Origin of the sequence: Microbacterium sp. LWH11-1.2 (assembly GCF_038397745.1) — a bacterium.
Classification (GTDB): domain Bacteria; phylum Actinomycetota; class Actinomycetes; order Actinomycetales; family Microbacteriaceae; genus Microbacterium.
The window spans coordinates 2,960,642-2,977,785 of sequence record NZ_CP151636.1; the positions used below are offsets into that span (position 1 = coordinate 2,960,642).

Annotated in this window: 14 protein-coding genes; 8 read left to right on the forward strand and 6 right to left on the reverse strand. The window is 69.8% G+C overall.

Annotated elements, in window-relative coordinates; all coding sequences use genetic code 11:
- Window positions 1-12 precede the first annotated feature (12 nt).
- Window positions 13-2,454 carry a DNA topoisomerase IV subunit A gene (locus tag MRBLWH11_RS14365; RefSeq protein ID WP_341945347.1) on the reverse strand — a complete coding sequence of 814 codons (2,442 nt, stop codon included), beginning with the start codon at window positions 2,452-2,454 and terminating at the stop codon, window positions 13-15.
- A 44-nt stretch (window positions 2,455-2,498) separates the two neighbouring features.
- Between MRBLWH11_RS14365 and MRBLWH11_RS14370 the strand changes: the two genes are divergently transcribed.
- Window positions 2,499-3,620 carry a nucleotide pyrophosphatase/phosphodiesterase family protein gene (locus MRBLWH11_RS14370; protein WP_165808036.1) on the forward strand — a complete coding sequence of 374 codons (1,122 nt, stop codon included), beginning with the start codon at window positions 2,499-2,501 and terminating at the stop codon, window positions 3,618-3,620.
- 9 nt (window positions 3,621-3,629) lie between these two features.
- Here the strand turns inward: MRBLWH11_RS14370 and sepH are convergent, their stop codons facing one another.
- Entirely contained in the window at window positions 3,630-4,676 is a 1,047-nt protein-coding gene (sepH, locus tag MRBLWH11_RS14375) for a septation protein SepH (protein ID WP_116634862.1), read from the reverse strand.
- Between the two features lie 198 nt (window positions 4,677-4,874).
- Here sepH and MRBLWH11_RS14380 point away from each other — a divergent pair, with 198 nt between their 5' ends.
- Window positions 4,875-5,168, forward strand: coding sequence for a DUF4193 domain-containing protein (locus MRBLWH11_RS14380; protein WP_105725536.1), 294 nt, complete (start codon window positions 4,875-4,877; stop codon window positions 5,166-5,168).
- A gap of 74 nt (window positions 5,169-5,242) precedes the next feature.
- On the opposite strand, the gene MRBLWH11_RS14385 is transcribed toward MRBLWH11_RS14380, so the two are convergent.
- Window positions 5,243-5,704 carry a DUF3093 domain-containing protein gene (locus tag MRBLWH11_RS14385; protein WP_341945348.1) on the reverse strand — a complete coding sequence of 154 codons (462 nt, stop codon included), beginning with the start codon at window positions 5,702-5,704 and terminating at the stop codon, window positions 5,243-5,245.
- A 12-nt stretch (window positions 5,705-5,716) separates the two neighbouring features.
- On the opposite strand from MRBLWH11_RS14385, the gene dut reads away from it, so the two are divergent.
- The 5 genes from dut to dxs all read left to right on the forward strand — a co-directional run bounded on the left by dut (window position 5,717) and on the right by dxs (window position 12,592).
- Window positions 5,717-6,184, forward strand: coding sequence for a dUTP diphosphatase (gene dut, locus MRBLWH11_RS14390; RefSeq protein ID WP_165808037.1), 468 nt, complete (start codon window positions 5,717-5,719; stop codon window positions 6,182-6,184).
- Window positions 6,184-6,771 (forward strand): DUF3710 domain-containing protein, encoded by a 588-nt coding sequence (locus tag MRBLWH11_RS14395; protein ID WP_116634865.1) that lies wholly within the window; start codon window positions 6,184-6,186, stop codon window positions 6,769-6,771. Before dut ends, MRBLWH11_RS14395 begins: the two co-directional genes overlap by 1 nt.
- Window positions 6,768-7,502: a DUF3159 domain-containing protein gene (locus tag MRBLWH11_RS14400; RefSeq protein ID WP_341945349.1), complete on the forward strand. Its 735-nt coding sequence runs from the start codon at window positions 6,768-6,770 to the stop codon at window positions 7,500-7,502. The genes MRBLWH11_RS14395 and MRBLWH11_RS14400 overlap by 4 nt, the downstream gene beginning before the upstream one ends.
- Before the next feature lie 153 nt (window positions 7,503-7,655).
- Complete coding sequence (locus MRBLWH11_RS14405; protein ID WP_341945350.1) at window positions 7,656-10,493, forward strand: aconitate hydratase; 2,838 nt, start codon at window positions 7,656-7,658, stop codon at window positions 10,491-10,493.
- A gap of 158 nt (window positions 10,494-10,651) precedes the next feature.
- Entirely contained in the window at window positions 10,652-12,592 is a 1,941-nt protein-coding gene (gene dxs, locus MRBLWH11_RS14410) for a 1-deoxy-D-xylulose-5-phosphate synthase (RefSeq protein WP_116634867.1), read from the forward strand.
- Between the two features lie 29 nt (window positions 12,593-12,621).
- Here the strand turns inward: dxs and MRBLWH11_RS14415 are convergent, their stop codons facing one another.
- The 3 genes from MRBLWH11_RS14415 to MRBLWH11_RS14425 form a co-directional block, all read right to left on the reverse strand.
- Window positions 12,622-13,314, reverse strand: coding sequence for a hypothetical protein (locus tag MRBLWH11_RS14415; RefSeq protein WP_116635386.1), 693 nt, complete (start codon window positions 13,312-13,314; stop codon window positions 12,622-12,624).
- A gap of 100 nt (window positions 13,315-13,414) precedes the next feature.
- Window positions 13,415-14,884, reverse strand: coding sequence for a glycerol-3-phosphate dehydrogenase/oxidase (locus MRBLWH11_RS14420; RefSeq protein ID WP_341945351.1), 1,470 nt, complete (start codon window positions 14,882-14,884; stop codon window positions 13,415-13,417).
- Entirely contained in the window at window positions 14,881-15,489 is a 609-nt protein-coding gene (locus tag MRBLWH11_RS14425; protein WP_341945352.1) for a helix-turn-helix domain-containing protein, read from the reverse strand. The genes MRBLWH11_RS14420 and MRBLWH11_RS14425 overlap by 4 nt, the downstream gene beginning before the upstream one ends.
- 20 nt (window positions 15,490-15,509) lie before the next feature.
- On the opposite strand from MRBLWH11_RS14425, the gene MRBLWH11_RS14430 reads away from it, so the two are divergent.
- Window positions 15,510-17,144: an FAD-binding oxidoreductase gene (locus MRBLWH11_RS14430; RefSeq protein WP_341945353.1), complete on the forward strand. Its 1,635-nt coding sequence runs from the start codon at window positions 15,510-15,512 to the stop codon at window positions 17,142-17,144.

The window sequence follows — 17,144 nt, forward strand, 5'->3', positions numbered from 1 at the left end:
GTCGCCCATCGGTCAGACGATCGTGCGGCCGATGCTGCCGATGACCCCGTCGATCGGCTGACCGGAGGCGTCACGACGTGCGCCGGGCTCGGGGAGCTTGCGCACCGCGCCGGTCGGGTCGACGGCCTGCGCGGGGTTCGGCCCGACCCAGGCGACCGTGAGACGGTCCTCGCCCTTCAGGAACGAGTGCGCCCGAACGCCGCCGGTCGCGCGTCCCTTCGCCGGGTACTCGGTGAACGCCGAGACCTTGGCCCGACCGGGGTCGGTGCCCGGCAGGATGCTGTCGCCGCCCGAGACCGTCGCGACGACCGCGTCGGAGCCCGCGGCGACCACGCCGAAGAAGAGGACGGAGGCACCGGCGGAGAGCTTGACGCCCGCCATTCCGCCGGCAGGGGCACCCTGCGGACGGACCGAGGACGCCGCGAAGTGCAGCAGCTGCGCATCGGTCGTCACGAAGACGAGCTCGGCATCGTCCGCTGCCTCCGCCGCACCGACCACCGTGTCACCGGGCTTCATGCCGATGACCTCGAGCTCCGGGCGGACCGGGAGGGATGCCGGGACGATCCGCTTCACGGTGCCCTGAGCCGTGCCGAGCGCGATCGGCGTCTCGCTGTCGAAGCGCACGAAGCCGATGATCCGCTCGTTCTTCGACAGGAGGCCGAGATAGTCGCGCAGAGGCGTCCCCGCCGCGAGCTGCACCGATGTCGCCGGCACGGACGGCAGGTCGACGGGGGAGAAGCGCATGACACGCCCTGCGCTGGTCAGCGCGCCGAGCTCCGCGCGCACCGTCGTCTCGACGGTCGTCAGGATCGCGTCGTGCTTGCTCCGACGGGCCGGAACACTCAGCTCCTGCCCCTCGACGAGATCGACGCGCACGGCGCGGCCGGTCGTGGAGAGCACGAGCACGGTCGGGGCGTCGGCGATCTGCAGATCGACCGATCCCTTCGTGGCGCGCGGCTTCGGGGGAGCGGCGTTCATGAGGAGGGTGCGACGCGGGGTGCCGTAGGCATCGGCGGCGGCATCGAGCTCCCGGGCGACGACCGCTCGGAGGAGCACCGGGCTCTCCAGCAGTTCGCGCAGCGCGGCGATCTCCGCGAGCAGGGAGTCCCGCTCCGCCTCCAGCTCGATGCGGGAGAACTTGGTGAGTCGACGCAGGCGCAGCTCGAGGATGTACTCCGCCTGCAGCTCGCTCAGATCGAACACCGAGCGCAGCCGGGTGCGGGCCTGCTCGGAGTCGTCGGACGAGCGGATGACCTGGATGACCTCGTCGATGTCGAGGATCGCGATGAGAAGTCCCTCGACCAGGTGCAGTCGCTCCTCGCGGCGCGCCAGACGGTAGCGGCTGCGACGCGTGATGACCTCGAGACGGTGCCCGACGTAGACGCTCAGCATCTCCTTGAGGCCGAGCGTGCGCGGCTGCCCGTCGACGAGGGCGACGTTGTTGATGCTGAAGGAGTCCTCCAGCGGCGTCAGCCGGTAGAGCTGATCGAGGACGGCGTTGGGGTCGAAGCCGGTCTTGATGCCGATCGCGACGCGCAGTCCGTGGTTGCGGTCGGTGAGGTCGGTGACGTCGCTGATCCCCTGCAGCTTCTTCGCCTGGACCGCGTCGCGGATCTTCTCGATGAGGCGCTCCGGGCCGACCATGTAGGGCAGCTCCGAGACGATGATGCCGGTCCGCCGCGGACCGAGCGGCTCGACCGAGACCTTGCCGCGCACCTTGAGCGCGCCTCGGCCGTTCGTGTACGCGTCCTTGACGCCGTCGAGGCCCATCAGGATGCCGCCGGACGGGAAGTCCGGACCCGGGACGAACTCCATGAGCTCCTCGGTGGTGGCATCCGGGTTCTCGAGCAGGTGCGTCGCGGCGGCGACGACCTCGATGAGGTTGTGCGGCGCCATGTTGGTCGCCATGCCGACGGCGATGCCGCTGGCGCCGTTGACGAGGAGGTTCGGGAAGGCCGCCGGCAGCACCGCCGGCTGCTGGAACTGCCCGTCGTAGTTCGGGATGAAGTCGACGACGTCCTCGTCGAGGTTCTCGGTCAGAGCCATCGCGGGGGCTGCGAGGCGGGCCTCGGTGTATCGCGCGGCGGCCGGGCCGTCGTCGAGCGAGCCGAAGTTGCCGTGCCCGTCGACCAGCGGCACGCGCAGCGCCCACTCCTGGGCGAGCCGCACGAGGGCGTCGTAGATCGCGGTGTCGCCGTGGGGGTGCAGCTTTCCCATGACCTCGCCGACGACACGGGCGCTCTTGACGTGGCCGCGATCGGGACGCAGGCCCATCTCGGCCATCTGGTACAGGATGCGGCGCTGCACGGGCTTCAGACCGTCGCGCGCGTCGGGCAGGGCGCGCGAGTAGATCACCGAGTACGCGTACTCGAGGAACGAGCCCTGCATCTCGCTTCCGAGGTCGATGTCCTGGATGCGTTCCTCGACGGGCTCGGGCGGCGGGGTTTTCGGCATGGACTTCCTGGGGGCGTAGAGGAGCCTGTGTCAGACTGGCTCGGATGTCCTTCATGCTACCGTCCGAGTCGCCCGGAGCCCGGAGCATCGTCGGGGTGGCGGGCGACCTGTTCGCCGCGCTGCGCGGCGAATCCGACCTGCTGCCGCGCGCGGACTCCGTGGTGCTCGTCGTGATCGACGGCCTCGGCGCGATCAGCCTCCGCGCGCACGCCGGCCACGCCAGGGCGCTGACGTCGGGCATGGCGAAGCGCGACGTCGCGCACTCGGTCTTCCCCTCGACGACGGCCGCGGCGCTCACGAGCATCGTCACGGGGGCGTGGCCGGGCGAGCACGGTCTCGTCGGGTACCGCGTGCTCGATCCGAGCCGTGACGTGCTGGTCAATCAGCTGAGCGGCTGGGAGACCGACGGGATCGACCCGCTGGTCTGGCAGCCCGCGGAGACGATCTTCGAGCGCGCGGCCGCGCGAGGACACGGGAGCTTCGCGGTGGGGGTCGCGGCCTACGCCCGCAGCGGCTTCACCAGGGCCACACTGCGCGGCGCCGAGTTCGTCTCCGCCACGACTCCTGCGGATCGCGTGGCGACCGCCTACGACCTCGCGCAGCGGCATCCGGGGTCCCTCGTGTACTGCTACCTGCCGGAGGTCGACAAGGCCGGGCACAAGCACGGCGTCGACTCGCCCGAATGGGTGACCGCGCTGGAGGACATCGACGCGGCTCTCGCTGTGCGTGCACCGGCGGGCGTCGGGGTGCTGGTCACCTCCGACCACGGGATGGTCGATGTCCCGGCGAATCGTCAGATCGTTCTCGAGGAGGAGCATCTCGTCGGCATCCGCCACGTGGGGGGAGAGCCGCGGATGCTGCACGTCTACCTGGAACCGGATGCCGAACGCGCCGCGGTCACCGCGCGCTGGCGCGCCGATCTGGACGGCGCGGCCGATGTCATCACGCGCGACGAGGCGATCGGACACGGTCTGTTCGGCCCGACGGTCAGCGTTGCGGCGTCATCACGGATCGGCGACCTGCTGGTCGTGCCACGCGGTGCGGGCGCCCTGTACGACGGGACGGCGGCGGATCAGCGCGGCCGCGGGATGGTCGGACAGCACGGCGGGCTCACGCCCGAAGAGCGTCAGGTTCCGCTGATCCGGCTCGGAGCCTTCGCCCGCTGAGATCCGACGTCACTCGTCGGTGCGGGCGCCGAAGACGATCTCGTCCCACGACGGCATCGCGTTGCGACGTCGACGACGTGCACCGCCATCGGTCGCATCGGCGCCGGACGGCTTGGGAGTCGGGGCTGCGGGCTCCGGCTCGTCGGCCGGCTGATCGAAGGCGTCGAACAGCGAGATCGGGCTCTGTCCGCCGTCGGACTCGTCGACGTCGTCGATCAGGGGAGCGGTCTCGCGCTGACCGCGCCGGCGCCGGAGCGCCTCGAGCAGGTCGGCGGTCTCGGGATTGGTCCTCGGGGATTCCGGCGCGCGGTTGATCGCCGCGTCCTGAGCCGCGGCGTCGGAGCGCTCGGGCAGAGACGGGTCCTCGACGCCGCCGTCCGGAGCGGGGAGCAGCCGAGGGCCGAAGGCTCCGGAGTCGAACCTGCTCTCGTCCTTGTACGGCGAGGTGGTGCGCTCGGGATCCACGGCTCGCAGCCGGGGGATGAGTCCTTCAGGCAGCGAGCCCTGGCGCGAGAGCTGAGTGGCGTCGGCGTTGAGCGGCGCCAGCGCGCTGCGACGGGGGTCGAAGCTCCAGCGCGCGTCATGGTCGACGTCGTTGGCGGTGAACTCCAGCTTGATGACCCAGCCGGACTCCTCCTTCCAGCTCGCCCAGCGCTCGGAGGACGCGGCGACGTCGGCGAGCTTGTCGCGCACGGCGGCGCCGAATGTCGGCTGCGCGTCGGGCTCGACCTCGCTCCCGATCAGGACCGGCACGGCGAGCGCCTGCCCGATGATGTGCTCGCGCTCCGCGAGGACCGGACCTTCGAAGCGTGCGACGTCGTCGACGCTGATCCCGAGGAGCTCGGAGACCTCGGTCGCGGTGAGTCCGGCGCGGATCTGCGCCTGGATGTCCCGAGGACTCGCGGCGAGCCGCTGACCCGCCGGCTCGGCCTGGCGAGTGGCGCGTCGGATCTCACGCTGCAGCACGTCGTCGATGGGCAGCGCGAAGCGCTCGCCCGACTCGGTGGCGAGTACGAGCACTCCTGCCTCTGTGCCGACGATGGTGACGTTTTCCATGCGAATGCCCCTCTGATGGGTGTGCGTTCATGGTGCCACGCGACGGCCGCTGCGACCGGGAATAGCCTGGGCGTGCCGTGAGTTTGGTATGTCGCACGGACCGGCATTTGCTTATTGCGTTCGGGTCGTGCAAACTATGGCCGCCGATTACCCGACGGCGCACCACCCACTCGCACCATGAAAGTGGAGATCTACCGCATGGCAACCGATTACGACGCTCCCCGCAAGAGTGAAGACGACTCCGAGTCGATCGAAGCCCTCAAGGAGCGTGTGCCGGACAAATCCTCCGGCTCAAGCGGGGACGAGGACTCCGACAACCCGTCGAACTTCGACCTGCCCGGTGCCGACCTCTCCGACCTCGAGCTCGACGTCGTCGTGCTGCCCGCGCAGCAGGACGAGTTCACATGCATGAGCTGCTTCCTCGTGAAGCACCGCTCGCAGCTCGACCACGAGGGCGCATCCGGGCCCATCTGCAAGGAGTGCGCTGCGTAGCAGCCCTCTGAGCGACGTCTCACGCGCCCCCGATAACTCCGATCAGGGGCGCGCTGTCGTCTGCGGCGCGCTTCTCAGCGTGCGGCGCGGATGGCGGCGGCGAGGCGGTCCGGCGTCCTGCTGGAGATCGTCCAGGCCTCGACCGGGTCGTCCTGGTCGGTGTTCGGCACGACCACGATGCCGTCGATGCCCCCGCGGATGAGGTGCCAGCCGCGTGCCGGGAGGCCGGGGCCGCGGGCCTGCCGGGCATCCGCTCCGGTCAGCGCGACGGGATCGCCGAGGAAGCGGGCATCGATGTGCGCGCGGCCGACGCGCAGCGTCGTGCCCTCGACGGAGACCACCGGGGCGGCGGCGATGAAGGCCGTCACGAGGAGCGCCGAGACGGCGGCTCCGGCGATCAGCGCGACGGTCGAGCCGACCGGCACGAAGATGAGCGAGACCATGGGTCCGGCGAGGGCGACGGTGACGAGCAGCCAGAGGCTGGGAGCGAGCCGTTCACGGTAGCGCGGACGTGCGTCTGTGGCGGTGTTCTGCATTAGCCTCATGGGGTGACCGATTCCGTTGATGTCCCCATTATCGCCGCTGTGGTCCCCGGATACGCCCACCCGGGCGACGCCGGTGCCGACCTGGTGGCTGCGGAGGCCGTCCGTCTGGAGCCGGGAGAGCGCGCCCTCGTCGCCACCGGCGTGCGCATCGCGCTGCCCGACGGGTACGCCGCGTTCGTCGTGCCGCGGAGCGGACTCGCGGCGAAGCACGGCATCTCGATCGTCAACTCACCCGGCACCGTCGATGCCGGGTACCGCGGTGAGATCAAGGTGAGCCTGATCAACACCGACATCCGGAACGCGTACGATGTGGCCGTCGGCGATCGCATCGCGCAGCTGATCGTCATGCCCGTGACACGCGCCACGTTCATCCCGGTCGACGAGCTGCCCGACAGCGTCCGCGGTGACGGGGGCTTCGGCTCCACCGGATACCAGGCAGGGCTCCACCAGAACGAAGCAGGACAAGGCTGATGACAGACAACAACGCGACTCCCTCGAAGTCGGCGCCGGACGATCGCGCCACCGAAGGTCCTTTCGACGACTCCGAGGCGAACCCGGTCCGGCCCTACATCGACCTCGGCGGGATCAAGATCCTGCCGCGCGAGGGGCTGAACCTGCGCCTCGAGGTCGAGGAGCAGTCCAAGCGGATCGTGGCCGTGGGCCTCGACTATGCGGACTCCTCGCTGCAGGTGCAGCCGTTCGCGGCACCGCGATCCGGCGGGCTCTGGGACGAGACCCGCGTGCAGCTGCGCGACCAGGTCAAGGCGCAGGGCGGGCGGGTCGAGGAGCGCGAGGGCGCCCTGGGCAAGGAGCTGCTGGCCGAGGTGCCGGCCACCGCGAACGAGGGATCGGGCCTCCGGCTCGCCAGGTTCATCGGGATCGACGGACCGCGCTGGTTCCTGCGCGGTGTGATCGGCGGGGCCGGTGCATCCGACCCGGAGGCGGCGGCCAAGGTCGAGGACCTCTTCCGTTCGATCGTGGTCGTCCGCGGCAGCGCCCCCATGCCCCCGCGCGACCTGATCCCCCTCAAGATGCCGGCGACGCCGGGATCCGCGTGACCGAGCCGGGACCCGACGCCCAGCGCGAGCAGAGCGCGTCGGAGATCCTCGGCGCCGCCCTCGGCGGTGCTGCGCGCCGCGCCGGTCTGGATCCGGCCGAGAGCGCGACCACCCACAAGGTTGTCTGGTCCGCGATCGGCGGATGGCGCGGCATCCTGGAATCCGTCCTCCCCAGCCTGGCGTTCGTGATCCTCTTCACGATCAAGCCGGAGCCGCTGATCCTCGCCCTCGGGGTGTCTGTCGGCCTCGCCGCGGTCTTCACGATCGTGCGCCTGCTGCAGAAGTCCCCGCCCTCGGCCGCGCTCGGCGGCCTCATCGCCGCCGCCGCTGCGGCGGCCCTGGCGCTGTGGACCGGGCGTGGACAGGACAACTTCGTCCCCGGTCTCATCACGAACGCGGCCTACGGCACCGTGATCCTCGTCTCCGCCTTGATCGGCTGGTCGCTGATCGGGATCGCCGCGGGTTTCCTGATGGGCGAGGGGACGGCCTGGCGTGCCGATCGGCGCAAGCGCAGGGCGTTCTTCTGGCTCGGCATCGCCTGGGCGGCGCTGTTCTTCGCTCGCCTCGCCGTGCAGCTGCCGCTCTATCTCACCGAGCAGGTCACGGCACTCGGCACTCTGAAGCTCATCATGGGTCTCCCGCTGTTCGCGCCGCTGATCGCGGTCACCTGGTTGGTGGTCCGCGCGCTCTATCCGCGCGCGTCGGGGAACGACGAGCCCGCCGAGGCATGATAGATTTATCTTGACATCAAGATAAATTGCAGGCTTTCGCCGGCGACTCCCGCGGGGCAGACTGGTTAGGTCCGCCTTCCTAGCCGCAGGGGCTCACTGGCGAGCAAGATGGAGGCGCCTGTCGCTCCCATCCGAATAGAAGGAGACGGATTCGTGTCCACGGTGAACAGCTTCGGTGCCAAGAGCACCCTGACGGTCGGCAGCACCGACTACGAGATCTTCCGCATCGACACGGTGCCCGGTTTCGAGAAGCTCCCCTTCAGTCTCAAGGTCCTCCTGGAGAACCTGCTCCGCACCGAGGACGGCGCGAACGTGACGAAGGCGCAGATCGAGGCGCTCGGGTCCTGGGATGCCGCGGCGGAGCCGAACACCGAGATCCAGTTCACGCCGGCCCGCGTGGTCATGCAGGACTTCACGGGTGTTCCGTGCATCGTCGACCTCGCCACCATGCGTGAGGCCGTCACGGCTCTCGGCGGCGACGCGAACAAGATCAACCCGCTCTCGCCGGCCGAGATGGTCATCGACCACTCGGTCATCGCCGACCTCTTCGGCTCCGAGAACGCTCTCGAGCGCAACGTCGAGATCGAGTACGAGCGCAACGGCGAGCGCTACCAGTTCCTCCGCTGGGGTCAGACGGCCTTCAGCGACTTCAAGGTCGTCCCCCCGGGCACCGGCATCGTCCACCAGGTGAACATCGAGCACCTGGCGAAGGTCATCTACGACCGCACCGTCGACGGCGTGCTCCGCGCGTACCCCGACACCTGCGTCGGCACCGACTCGCACACCACGATGGTCAACGGACTGGGCGTGCTGGGCTGGGGCGTCGGCGGCATCGAGGCCGAGGCCGCGATGCTCGGTCAGCCCGTGTCGATGCTGATCCCGCGCGTCGTGGGCTTCAAGCTCAGCGGCGAGATCCCCGCCGGCGTCACCGCGACCGACGTCGTCCTGACGATCACCGACCTGCTGCGCAAGCACGGCGTCGTCGGCAAGTTCGTCGAGTTCTACGGCGAGGGCGTGGCATCCGTCCCGCTCGCCAACCGCGCGACCATCGGCAACATGTCGCCCGAGTTCGGCTCCACCGCCGCGATCTTCCCGATCGACGACGTCACCCTCGACTACCTGCGCCTCACCGGTCGCAGCGAAGAGGCCGTCGCTCTCGTCGAGTCGTACGCGAAGGAGCAGAAGCTCTGGCACGACGCGTCGCACGAGCCGACCTTCAGCGAGTACCTCGAGCTCGACCTCGGCACCGTCGTCCCGTCGATCGCCGGACCGAAGCGCCCGCAGGACCGCATCCTCCTCTCGGAGGCGAAGTCGCAGTTCGAGCAGGACATCCTGGCCTACGCGTCGGCGTCGACCTCGGACTCCGTCGTCGATCTCGAGTCGAAGCACTCCTTCCCGGCATCCGACCCGGGTTCTGTCCCCGGCGAGGAGGAGCCCACGACGACGCGCCCGGTGCACATCAACAGCGGTGCACCGGCCAACGCCTCGAAGCCCGTGCCGGTCACGACGCCGTCGGGGGAGAAGTACATCCTCGACAACGGCGCCGTCACGCTCGCGGCCATCACCTCGTGCACGAACACCTCGAACCCCTCGGTCATGATCGCCGCCGGCCTGGTTGCCCGCAAGGCGCTCGAGAAGGGCCTGAAGCAGAAGCCGTGGGTCAAGACCACGCTCGGCCCGGGTTCGAAGGTCGTCACGGACTACTACGAGAAGTCCGGCCTCGACAAGGACCTCGAGGGTCTCGGCTTCTACACGGTCGGCTACGGCTGCACGATCTGCATCGGAAACTCCGGACCGCTGATCGAAGAGGTCTCCGAGGCGATCAACTCGCACGACCTGGCCGTGACCGCCGTGCTCTCCGGAAACCGCAACTTCGAGGGCCGCATCAGCCCCGACGTGAAGATGAACTACCTCGCCAGCCCGCCGCTGGTGATCGCCTACGCTCTCGCGGGCTCGATGCACTTCGACTTCGAGAACGACGCCCTGGGCAAGGGCACCGACGGCGAGGACGTGTTCCTCCGGGACATCTGGCCCACACCGGCCGAGGTGCAGGAGCTCGTCGACTCGTCGATCTCCCGTGAGCAGTTCATCAAGCAGTACGCGACCGTGTTCGACGGCGACGAGCGCTGGAAGAGCCTGCCGACCCCGGACGACGCGATCTTCCAGTGGGACGACAACTCCACCTACGTCCGCAAGGCTCCGTACTTCGACGGCATGACGATGGAGCTCACCCCGGTGCGCGACATCGAGGGCGCCCGGGTGATGGCGACGCTCGGCGACTCGGTCACGACCGACCACATCTCGCCGGCCGGCAATATCAAGGCCGGCACCCCCGCGGCGCAGTACCTCACCGAGCACGGCGTCGACCGCAAGGACTTCAACTCCTTCGGCTCGCGACGCGGCAACCACGAGGTCATGATCCGCGGAACCTTCGCGAACATCCGCCTGAAGAACCTGATGGTGTCGGCGGTCAACGACGGCCAGGTCGTCGAAGGCGGCTACACCCGCGACTTCACGCAGCCGGGCGGCCCGCAGTCGTACATCTACGACGCGAGCATGAACTACCAGGAGCAGGGCACCCCGCTCGTCATCTTCGGCGGCAAGGAGTACGGCTCCGGCTCGTCGCGTGACTGGGCCGCCAAGGGCACGAGCCTGCTGGGCGTCAAGGCGGTCATCACCGAGAGCTTCGAGCGCATCCACCGTTCGAACCTCATCGGCATGGGCGTCGTCCCGCTGCAGTTCCCCGCCGGCGAGAGCTGGGAGTCCCTCGGCCTCGACGGCACCGAGGTCGTCTCGATCACGGGTCTCGAGGAGCTGAACGAGGGCGTCACGCCCCAGACGGTGCGTGTGACCGCGACCCCGAGCGAGAACTCGCCCGAGGGCAAGCAGACCGTGGAGTTCGACGCGGTCGTCCGCATCGACACCCCCGGTGAGGCGGACTACTACCGCAACGGCGGCATCCTGCAGTACGTGCTGCGCTCGCTCGTCTGAGCATGGTCCGAGAGAGGGGCCCGCGTCTTCGGATGCGGGCCCCTCTCCGCATGTCAAGGGGTCTCCGCTCTCCGAGCTTTCCCGATCGGGCGCGATAGGATCGAGAGGACGCCCGGCCCCTGTCGGACGGCACGGACACAGCCTGTGAGGAGGTGCAGATGCCCATTCTTCCGAGCATCTCAGGACCCCGTGATCTGGACGCGCTGTCCACCGAACAGCTGGACGAGCTCGCTGCGGAGATCCGCACGTTCCTCGTCGAGAACGTGTCCCGCACGGGAGGGCACCTCGGACCGAACCTCGGTGTGGTCGAGCTGACGATCGCTCTCCACCGCGTCTTCTCCTCGCCGGACGACCCGTTCATCTTCGACACGGGTCACCAGTCCTACGTGCACAAGCTGCTCACCGGGCGGCAGGACTTCTCGGGCCTCCGCGTCCGCGGCGGACTCGCAGGGTATCCGCAGCGCAGCGAGAGCGCGCACGACGTGGTCGAGTCCTCGCACGCCTCGAGCTCGCTCAGCTGGGCTGACGGCATCTCCCGCGCTCTGACGGCGACGGGACGGGCCGACCGTCACGTGGTCGCCGTGGTGGGTGACGGCTCCCTCACGGGTGGGATGACCTGGGAGGCGTTGAACAACATCTCCGACGACAACGACCGCAACCTCGTGATCGTGGTGAACGACAACGGCCGCTCCTACGCGCCGACCATCGGCGGCATGTCGCGCTATCTGAACCGGGTGCGCACCGCTGCGGCCTATAAGGAGCTCCACCACAAGTCGGACCGTCTGTTCCGGGCCTTCGGACCCGTCGGGCGCGCGGTGTTCCGCGGTGTCCGCGGCGGCACGCACGGCTTCCTCTCGCGCTTCACCAACAACGAGGCGCTGTATTCCAATCTCGACATCAAGTACCTCGGTCCGGTCGACGGGCACGATCTTCCCGCCCTGCTGGAGACTCTCGAGCTCGCGAAGTCCTACGGCGCCCCGGTCATCGTGCACGCCATCACCGAGAAGGGCCGCGGCTACCAGCCCGCCCGCGATGACGAGGCCGACCAGTTCCATGCCGTCGGGCGCATTGACCCGGCCACAGGCGAGGAGCTCTCGTCCGGGGGACGCAGCTGGACCGATGTGTTCTCCGACTCGCTCGTCTCGATCGGAGAGCGCCGCACCGACGTCATCGCCATGACCGCGGCGATGCTCCGGCCGACGGGTCTCGCGCCGTTCGCGGAGCGCTTCCCCGACCGCGTCTACGACGTCGGCATCGCCGAGCAGCATGCCGTCGCCTCCGCGGCAGGGCTGGCCTTCGGCGGCCTGCACCCGGTGGTGGCGCTGTACGCGACCTTCATGGGCCGCGCTTTCGACCAGGTGCTGATGGATGTCGCCCTGCACCGCGCCGGCGTCACGTTCGTGCTCGACCGTGCCGGGGTGACCGGGCCGGACGGCCCCAGCCATCACGGCATGTGGGATCTCGCGATGCTCCAGATCGTGCCGCACATCCGGATCGCCGCGCCTCGAGACGCCGCGCGGCTCGCCGAGGCCCTCGAGGAGGCGGTCGACGTCGACGACGCACCGACCGTGATCCGGTTCCCGAAGGGAGAGGTCGCGAAGGACATCCCGGCCATCGAACGCCGGGACGACGGCGTCGATGTGCTCGCCCGCGGCGAGTCCGAGGACGTGCTGATCGTCGCGATCGGACCTTTCGCCGCGCTGGCCATGGACGTCGCCGACCGGCTCCGCGCACAGGGGATCGGCGCGACGGTGATCGACCCGCGCTGGGCGATCCCGGTGCAGCCGTCCGTCGTGAGCCTCGCTGCGCAGCATCGTCTGGTGATCACGCTCGAGGACGGCATCCGTGTCGGCGGCATCGGCACACGCGTGCGCCAGGTGCTCCGCGAGGCCGGGATCGACACCGCGGTCGACGAACTGGGCCTGCCGGACGAGTTCATCGACCACGCCTCCCGCGATCAGATCCTCACGGATGCGGGGCTGACGTCGTCGAAGATCGCGCAGGACATCGTCTCTCAGGTGCTCGGCACCCGGATCCCGGTGGCGCGCCAGACGGGGGAGACCGAGGCGATCGATCTGCCGCTCCGCGAACGGCGCTGAGCGGGCTTCCGCGCACGACCGGTGCAGCTTCAGTTCAGGGCGTGCAGGGCGGCGACGACCTCGGGCGCGCTGTCGGTGCCGCGGATGGCCTGCGACAGCAGGTAGCCGTCGGTGAGGGCGTCTCCGGTGATGAGCACCTCGACGACCTCGACACCGCACGCCGCACGGACCTTCTCGCCGCACATCGCCAGCACCGTGGTGCTGAGCTCGTCGTTGCGAGGGAGCTCGGCTCCCTCGAGTGAGCGCACCGCGTCGCGCAGCGCCGCGGAGATGATGTTGGCGGCGCGCTCGGTGACGTTGACGACGTCGAGCTCGAACACCCGCAGGTCACGTCCCGACACGACGGGTCGCCATTCGAACGACGCATGCACGAGGTGCTGATGCCCGGAGGCCGCGGTGAGCTGCCGGGCGGGCAGGTCTGTCGCCCGGCAGCGCACGTCGATGAGCTTGTACCAGTAGAACAGCGGGAAGGCGCCGTGCGAGCCGGGCGTGAGCACGACGACCTCGCCGACGCCGGGTGCTGCGGCCTTGCCCAGGCGTGCGCGGCGGATGATCGGTTTGCCGTTGCGCGTCCGGATCGCCGCCCAGCCCTCATCGACCGTCACGATGAACAGCTTCAACATGGCCGGAACCACGAGGAGGACCGTGAGGACCGCCGTCCCGGTCTTGACCAGTCCGCCCATCGCGCCACCGCTGCTGAAGATGCTGAAGATCGCGTCCACGCTCATACTCTGCACGTCCTGACGACGTCCGAGCCCCCGTGAAGCGTCCGCGCACCCGATGTTCACGTGGATTTCGCGGCCGATTCCTCTCCTGGTCTTCTCAGTCGATCTGTGCCAGCGTCTGCGCGACGATCTCTTCGACGGCGTGCCTGCTGCGGTCGCGATCAGCGTCGACGAGCCCGATCCGCGTCCGTCGCTCCATCACGTCGTCCACGGTCATCGCGCCCTCGGCCCGCACGGCGAACTCGATCTCCGCCCGGGTGATCGCGATGCCCTCCGCGACTTCGGCTCCCGCGTCCGCGATGCGGGCGCGGCCCACCACATCGTCCTCGATCAGACGGATCGACGCCGAGCGGCTCGGCGCGGGACTCAGACCGCGCGTTCGCACCGCCAGGTCCACGGCATCCTCGGCCATCCGCCGGTAGGTGGTGAGCTTGCCGCCCAGGATGGTGACGAATCCGCCGTCGGAGACGGCGACCAGATGCCGTCTCGAGACATCGGCGGTGGTGTCAGCGCCGTTGTCGACCAGGGGGCGCAGGCCGGCGAAGGCCCCGCGCACCTGATCGCGACGGATGGGCGTCGACACCACGCGGTTGAGGGTGGAGAGGAGGAAGGCGATCTCGGGCTCGGTGGCTTCCGCGACACGGGGCACGGGTCCGGGTGCGCTCTCGTCGGTGAGCCCCACGATGACGCGGCCTCCTCTCTGGGGGAGCGCGAACACGTAGCGGCTGATCGAGCCCTCGTGCGGGATGGTGAGGGCGGCGGACGGATGCCCGAGGTCCGCCGCATCGAGCACGATGTGCGTTCCTCGGCTGGGACGCACCGAGATGGCGTCGTCGAGCGTGCCCGCCCAGACGCCGGTCGCGTTGATGACGCTGCGCGCGCGGATCTCGAATCGTTCGCCGGTGAGCTCGTCGGTCACGGCGGCCCCGTCGGATCGCAGCTGCTCCGCGCGAACCCGGGTGAGGATGCGCGCGCCCATTCCGGCCGCCGTCCGCGCAACCGTCACGACGAGCCTTGCGTCGTCGACGAGCTGCCCGTCGTAGGACAGCATTCCGCCGCGGAGTCCCCGTGCGTCGAGCGCGGGGAAGAGTCGCCGTGCGGTGCGGGCGGCGACCGGACGAGGTGCCGGGAGTACCGACCGCGACGTGCGCGCCTGCATGCGCAGGAGGTCGCCGAGTGCCATGCCCACCGCGCCGGCGCTCCGCTGCCGCCAGGTCACGCCGGGGCGGAACGGCAGCAGCTGGGCCAGCGGACGGATGAGGTGCGGCGCGATCGTCGTCATGAGCAGATGGCGCTCCTGCGCGCTCTCCTTCGCGGTGGCCACATCGCCGGTCGCGAGGTAGCGGAGCCCGCCGTGCACCAGCTTCGAGCTGAACCGGCTGGTGCCGAAGGCGAGGTCCTCGGCTTCGATGAGAGTCACGCTCAACCCGCGGGACGCGGCGTCGAGCGCAACCCCTGCTCCGGTGATACCGCCGCCGACCACGAGCACATCGGCCACCTCGAGCGAGGACTCCTGCAGCTCTCTGCGACGGCGGCGAGGATCGAGATCGGGCGACGAGTGGCTCATGCCCGCAGATGTCCGTCGAGCGCCGCACGCAGTTCGCGCTCCCAGGCGGCTTCATCGATCAGGTCGGCGACCGTGCCGTGCGAGATCACGGCGGACTGAGCGATCAGGAGCAGCATCACCGCGATCTCCTGCGGCTCTCCCGCGCGCACCGAGCCGTCGTCCTGCGCGGCTGCGATGGCGGCGGCGAGCCACTGGAGGATCATGCGCTGGCTGGAGCCGACACGCTGCAGCGTGTAGCGGGTGAAGGCCTCGGGCTCGTCGTCGAGCAGGCGGCTGTACACCGCGTCGGTCCGGAAGAGGGCGGTGAACCGCATGACGTCGTCGACCAATGCCGCGCGGGTGCGAGCCGGAGCGGGGAACTGATCGATGAGTCCGATCACGCGCCGCAGAAGTGCGGAGCGCACGACGTCGTCGGCGTCGTTCCAGCTGCGGTAGATCGTCGGTCGACTCAGTGACGACTTCCGAGCGAGCTCGGCGATGGTGACGCCGTGGACTCCGCGTCGGCTGATGAGGGCGTCGGCGGCGTCGAGGACACGCGCCTGCGTCGCGTCCCAGTGCGGGCGATCGTTGAGGAGAGCGGAGCTTCCTGGTTGACGTTCTTCCATGATCTGTCACACTGTAACGCATGGAGCAAGAGAACGGCAGAGGCGCCGATGCCGGGCCGATGCGCTGGAACGGCTGGGGGGATCCCGCAAAGGCCCACGATCTGCCTCGCGCAGTGCGGGCCCTTCTCCCGCTTCTGCTGGGCCGCCTCCGCCGCCCGCCTGCCGCGGTCGAGCTGGATCACGTCCGTATCGCCGACAGCGCTCTGACAGCGGATGACCTCGCGAGCTTCGCCGCAGTCGTCGGACTCGGCGAGGTCGATGCGAGCCCCGAGGCGCGGATCCGACACGCCGGGGGCCGTTCGACCCCCGATCTCCTCCGCCGCAGGCAGCCCGGTCAGCAGGTGCCGGACGCGGTCGTCCGCCCGGGGAGCCACGACGAGGTGCGTGCCTGCCTCGTCGTCGCCGCCGATCGTGACATCACGGTCATCCCCTTCGGCGGCGGCACGAGCGTGGTCGGCGCGCTCGACCCCGAGCGTGGCGCACACCACGCGGTCGTCAGCCTGGATCTCCGGCGCCTCAGCGGGCTCCTGCAGCTCGACGAAGTCAGCGGCGAAGCCGTGCTCGCCGCGGGGACCACCGGCCCCGAGGCTGAGGCGCTGCTGTCGAGGCACGGCCTCGAGCTGGGGCACTATCCGCAGAGCTTCCGCTATGCGACGATCGGCGGGTTCGCCGCCGCACGCTCGTCCGGACAGAACTCGGCCGGATACGGCCGCTTCGACACGATGGTGACCGGCATCCGCGTCGCCACGCCCACCGGGGACGTCGAGCTGGGCCGTTCACCGGGTTCCGCTGCGGGGCCAGACCTCGTGCGTCTCTTCCTCGGCTCGGAGGGGATCTTCGGCGTGATCACCGAGGTGCGCGTGCGCGTGCACCCGGTGCCGAAGGATAGGGTGTTCGAGTCCTGGTCGTTCCCCGACTTCGCGAGCGGTGCGGAGGGACTGCGCCGGGTCGCGCAGCACGGCGGGGGACCGACCGTGATCCGGCTGTCCGACGAGGCGGAGACCGCGGTGAGCCTGGCGCAGGTCGGCCGAATCGGGAAGGCGCTCGCGAAGGGCGCGAGCGTCGTGACCGTGTACGAGGGCGATGGCATCGGCGAGAGACGGGAGCGCACCGCGGCGCTGCTGGCCGCGGCCGGCGGGACCTCGTCCGGCCAGGGGGCAGCGGAGGACTGGCTGTCCGGTCGCTTCGACGGACCCTATCTCCGCGACTCCCTCCTCGATGCGGGCGTCTTCTGCGAGACGCTGGAGACGGCGACGACCTGGGCGAACCTGCACGCCCTGCGAACCGCGGTCACGGACGCGCTGCGCACGGGCTTCGCGGATGCCGGTGCGAAGTCCTCCGTGATGTGTCATGTCTCGCACATCTACCCCACTGGGGCCTCGCTGTACTTCACCGTGCTCGCCGGCATCCGCTCCGATCCGCTGACCGTCTGGGAACCGGTGAAGGCGCGGACGAACGACGCGATCCTCGCGGCCGGCGGCACCATCAGCCACCATCACGCCGTGGGACGCGATCACGCACCGTGGTTGGCGCAGGAGATCGGCGAGACAGGGGTCCGCATCCTGGCGGCCGTCAAGCGGGAGCTCGACCCGCGCGGCATCATGAATCCCGGAGCCGTGATCGGCGCGCAGCCGCACACCGAGAGGATCGGCTGA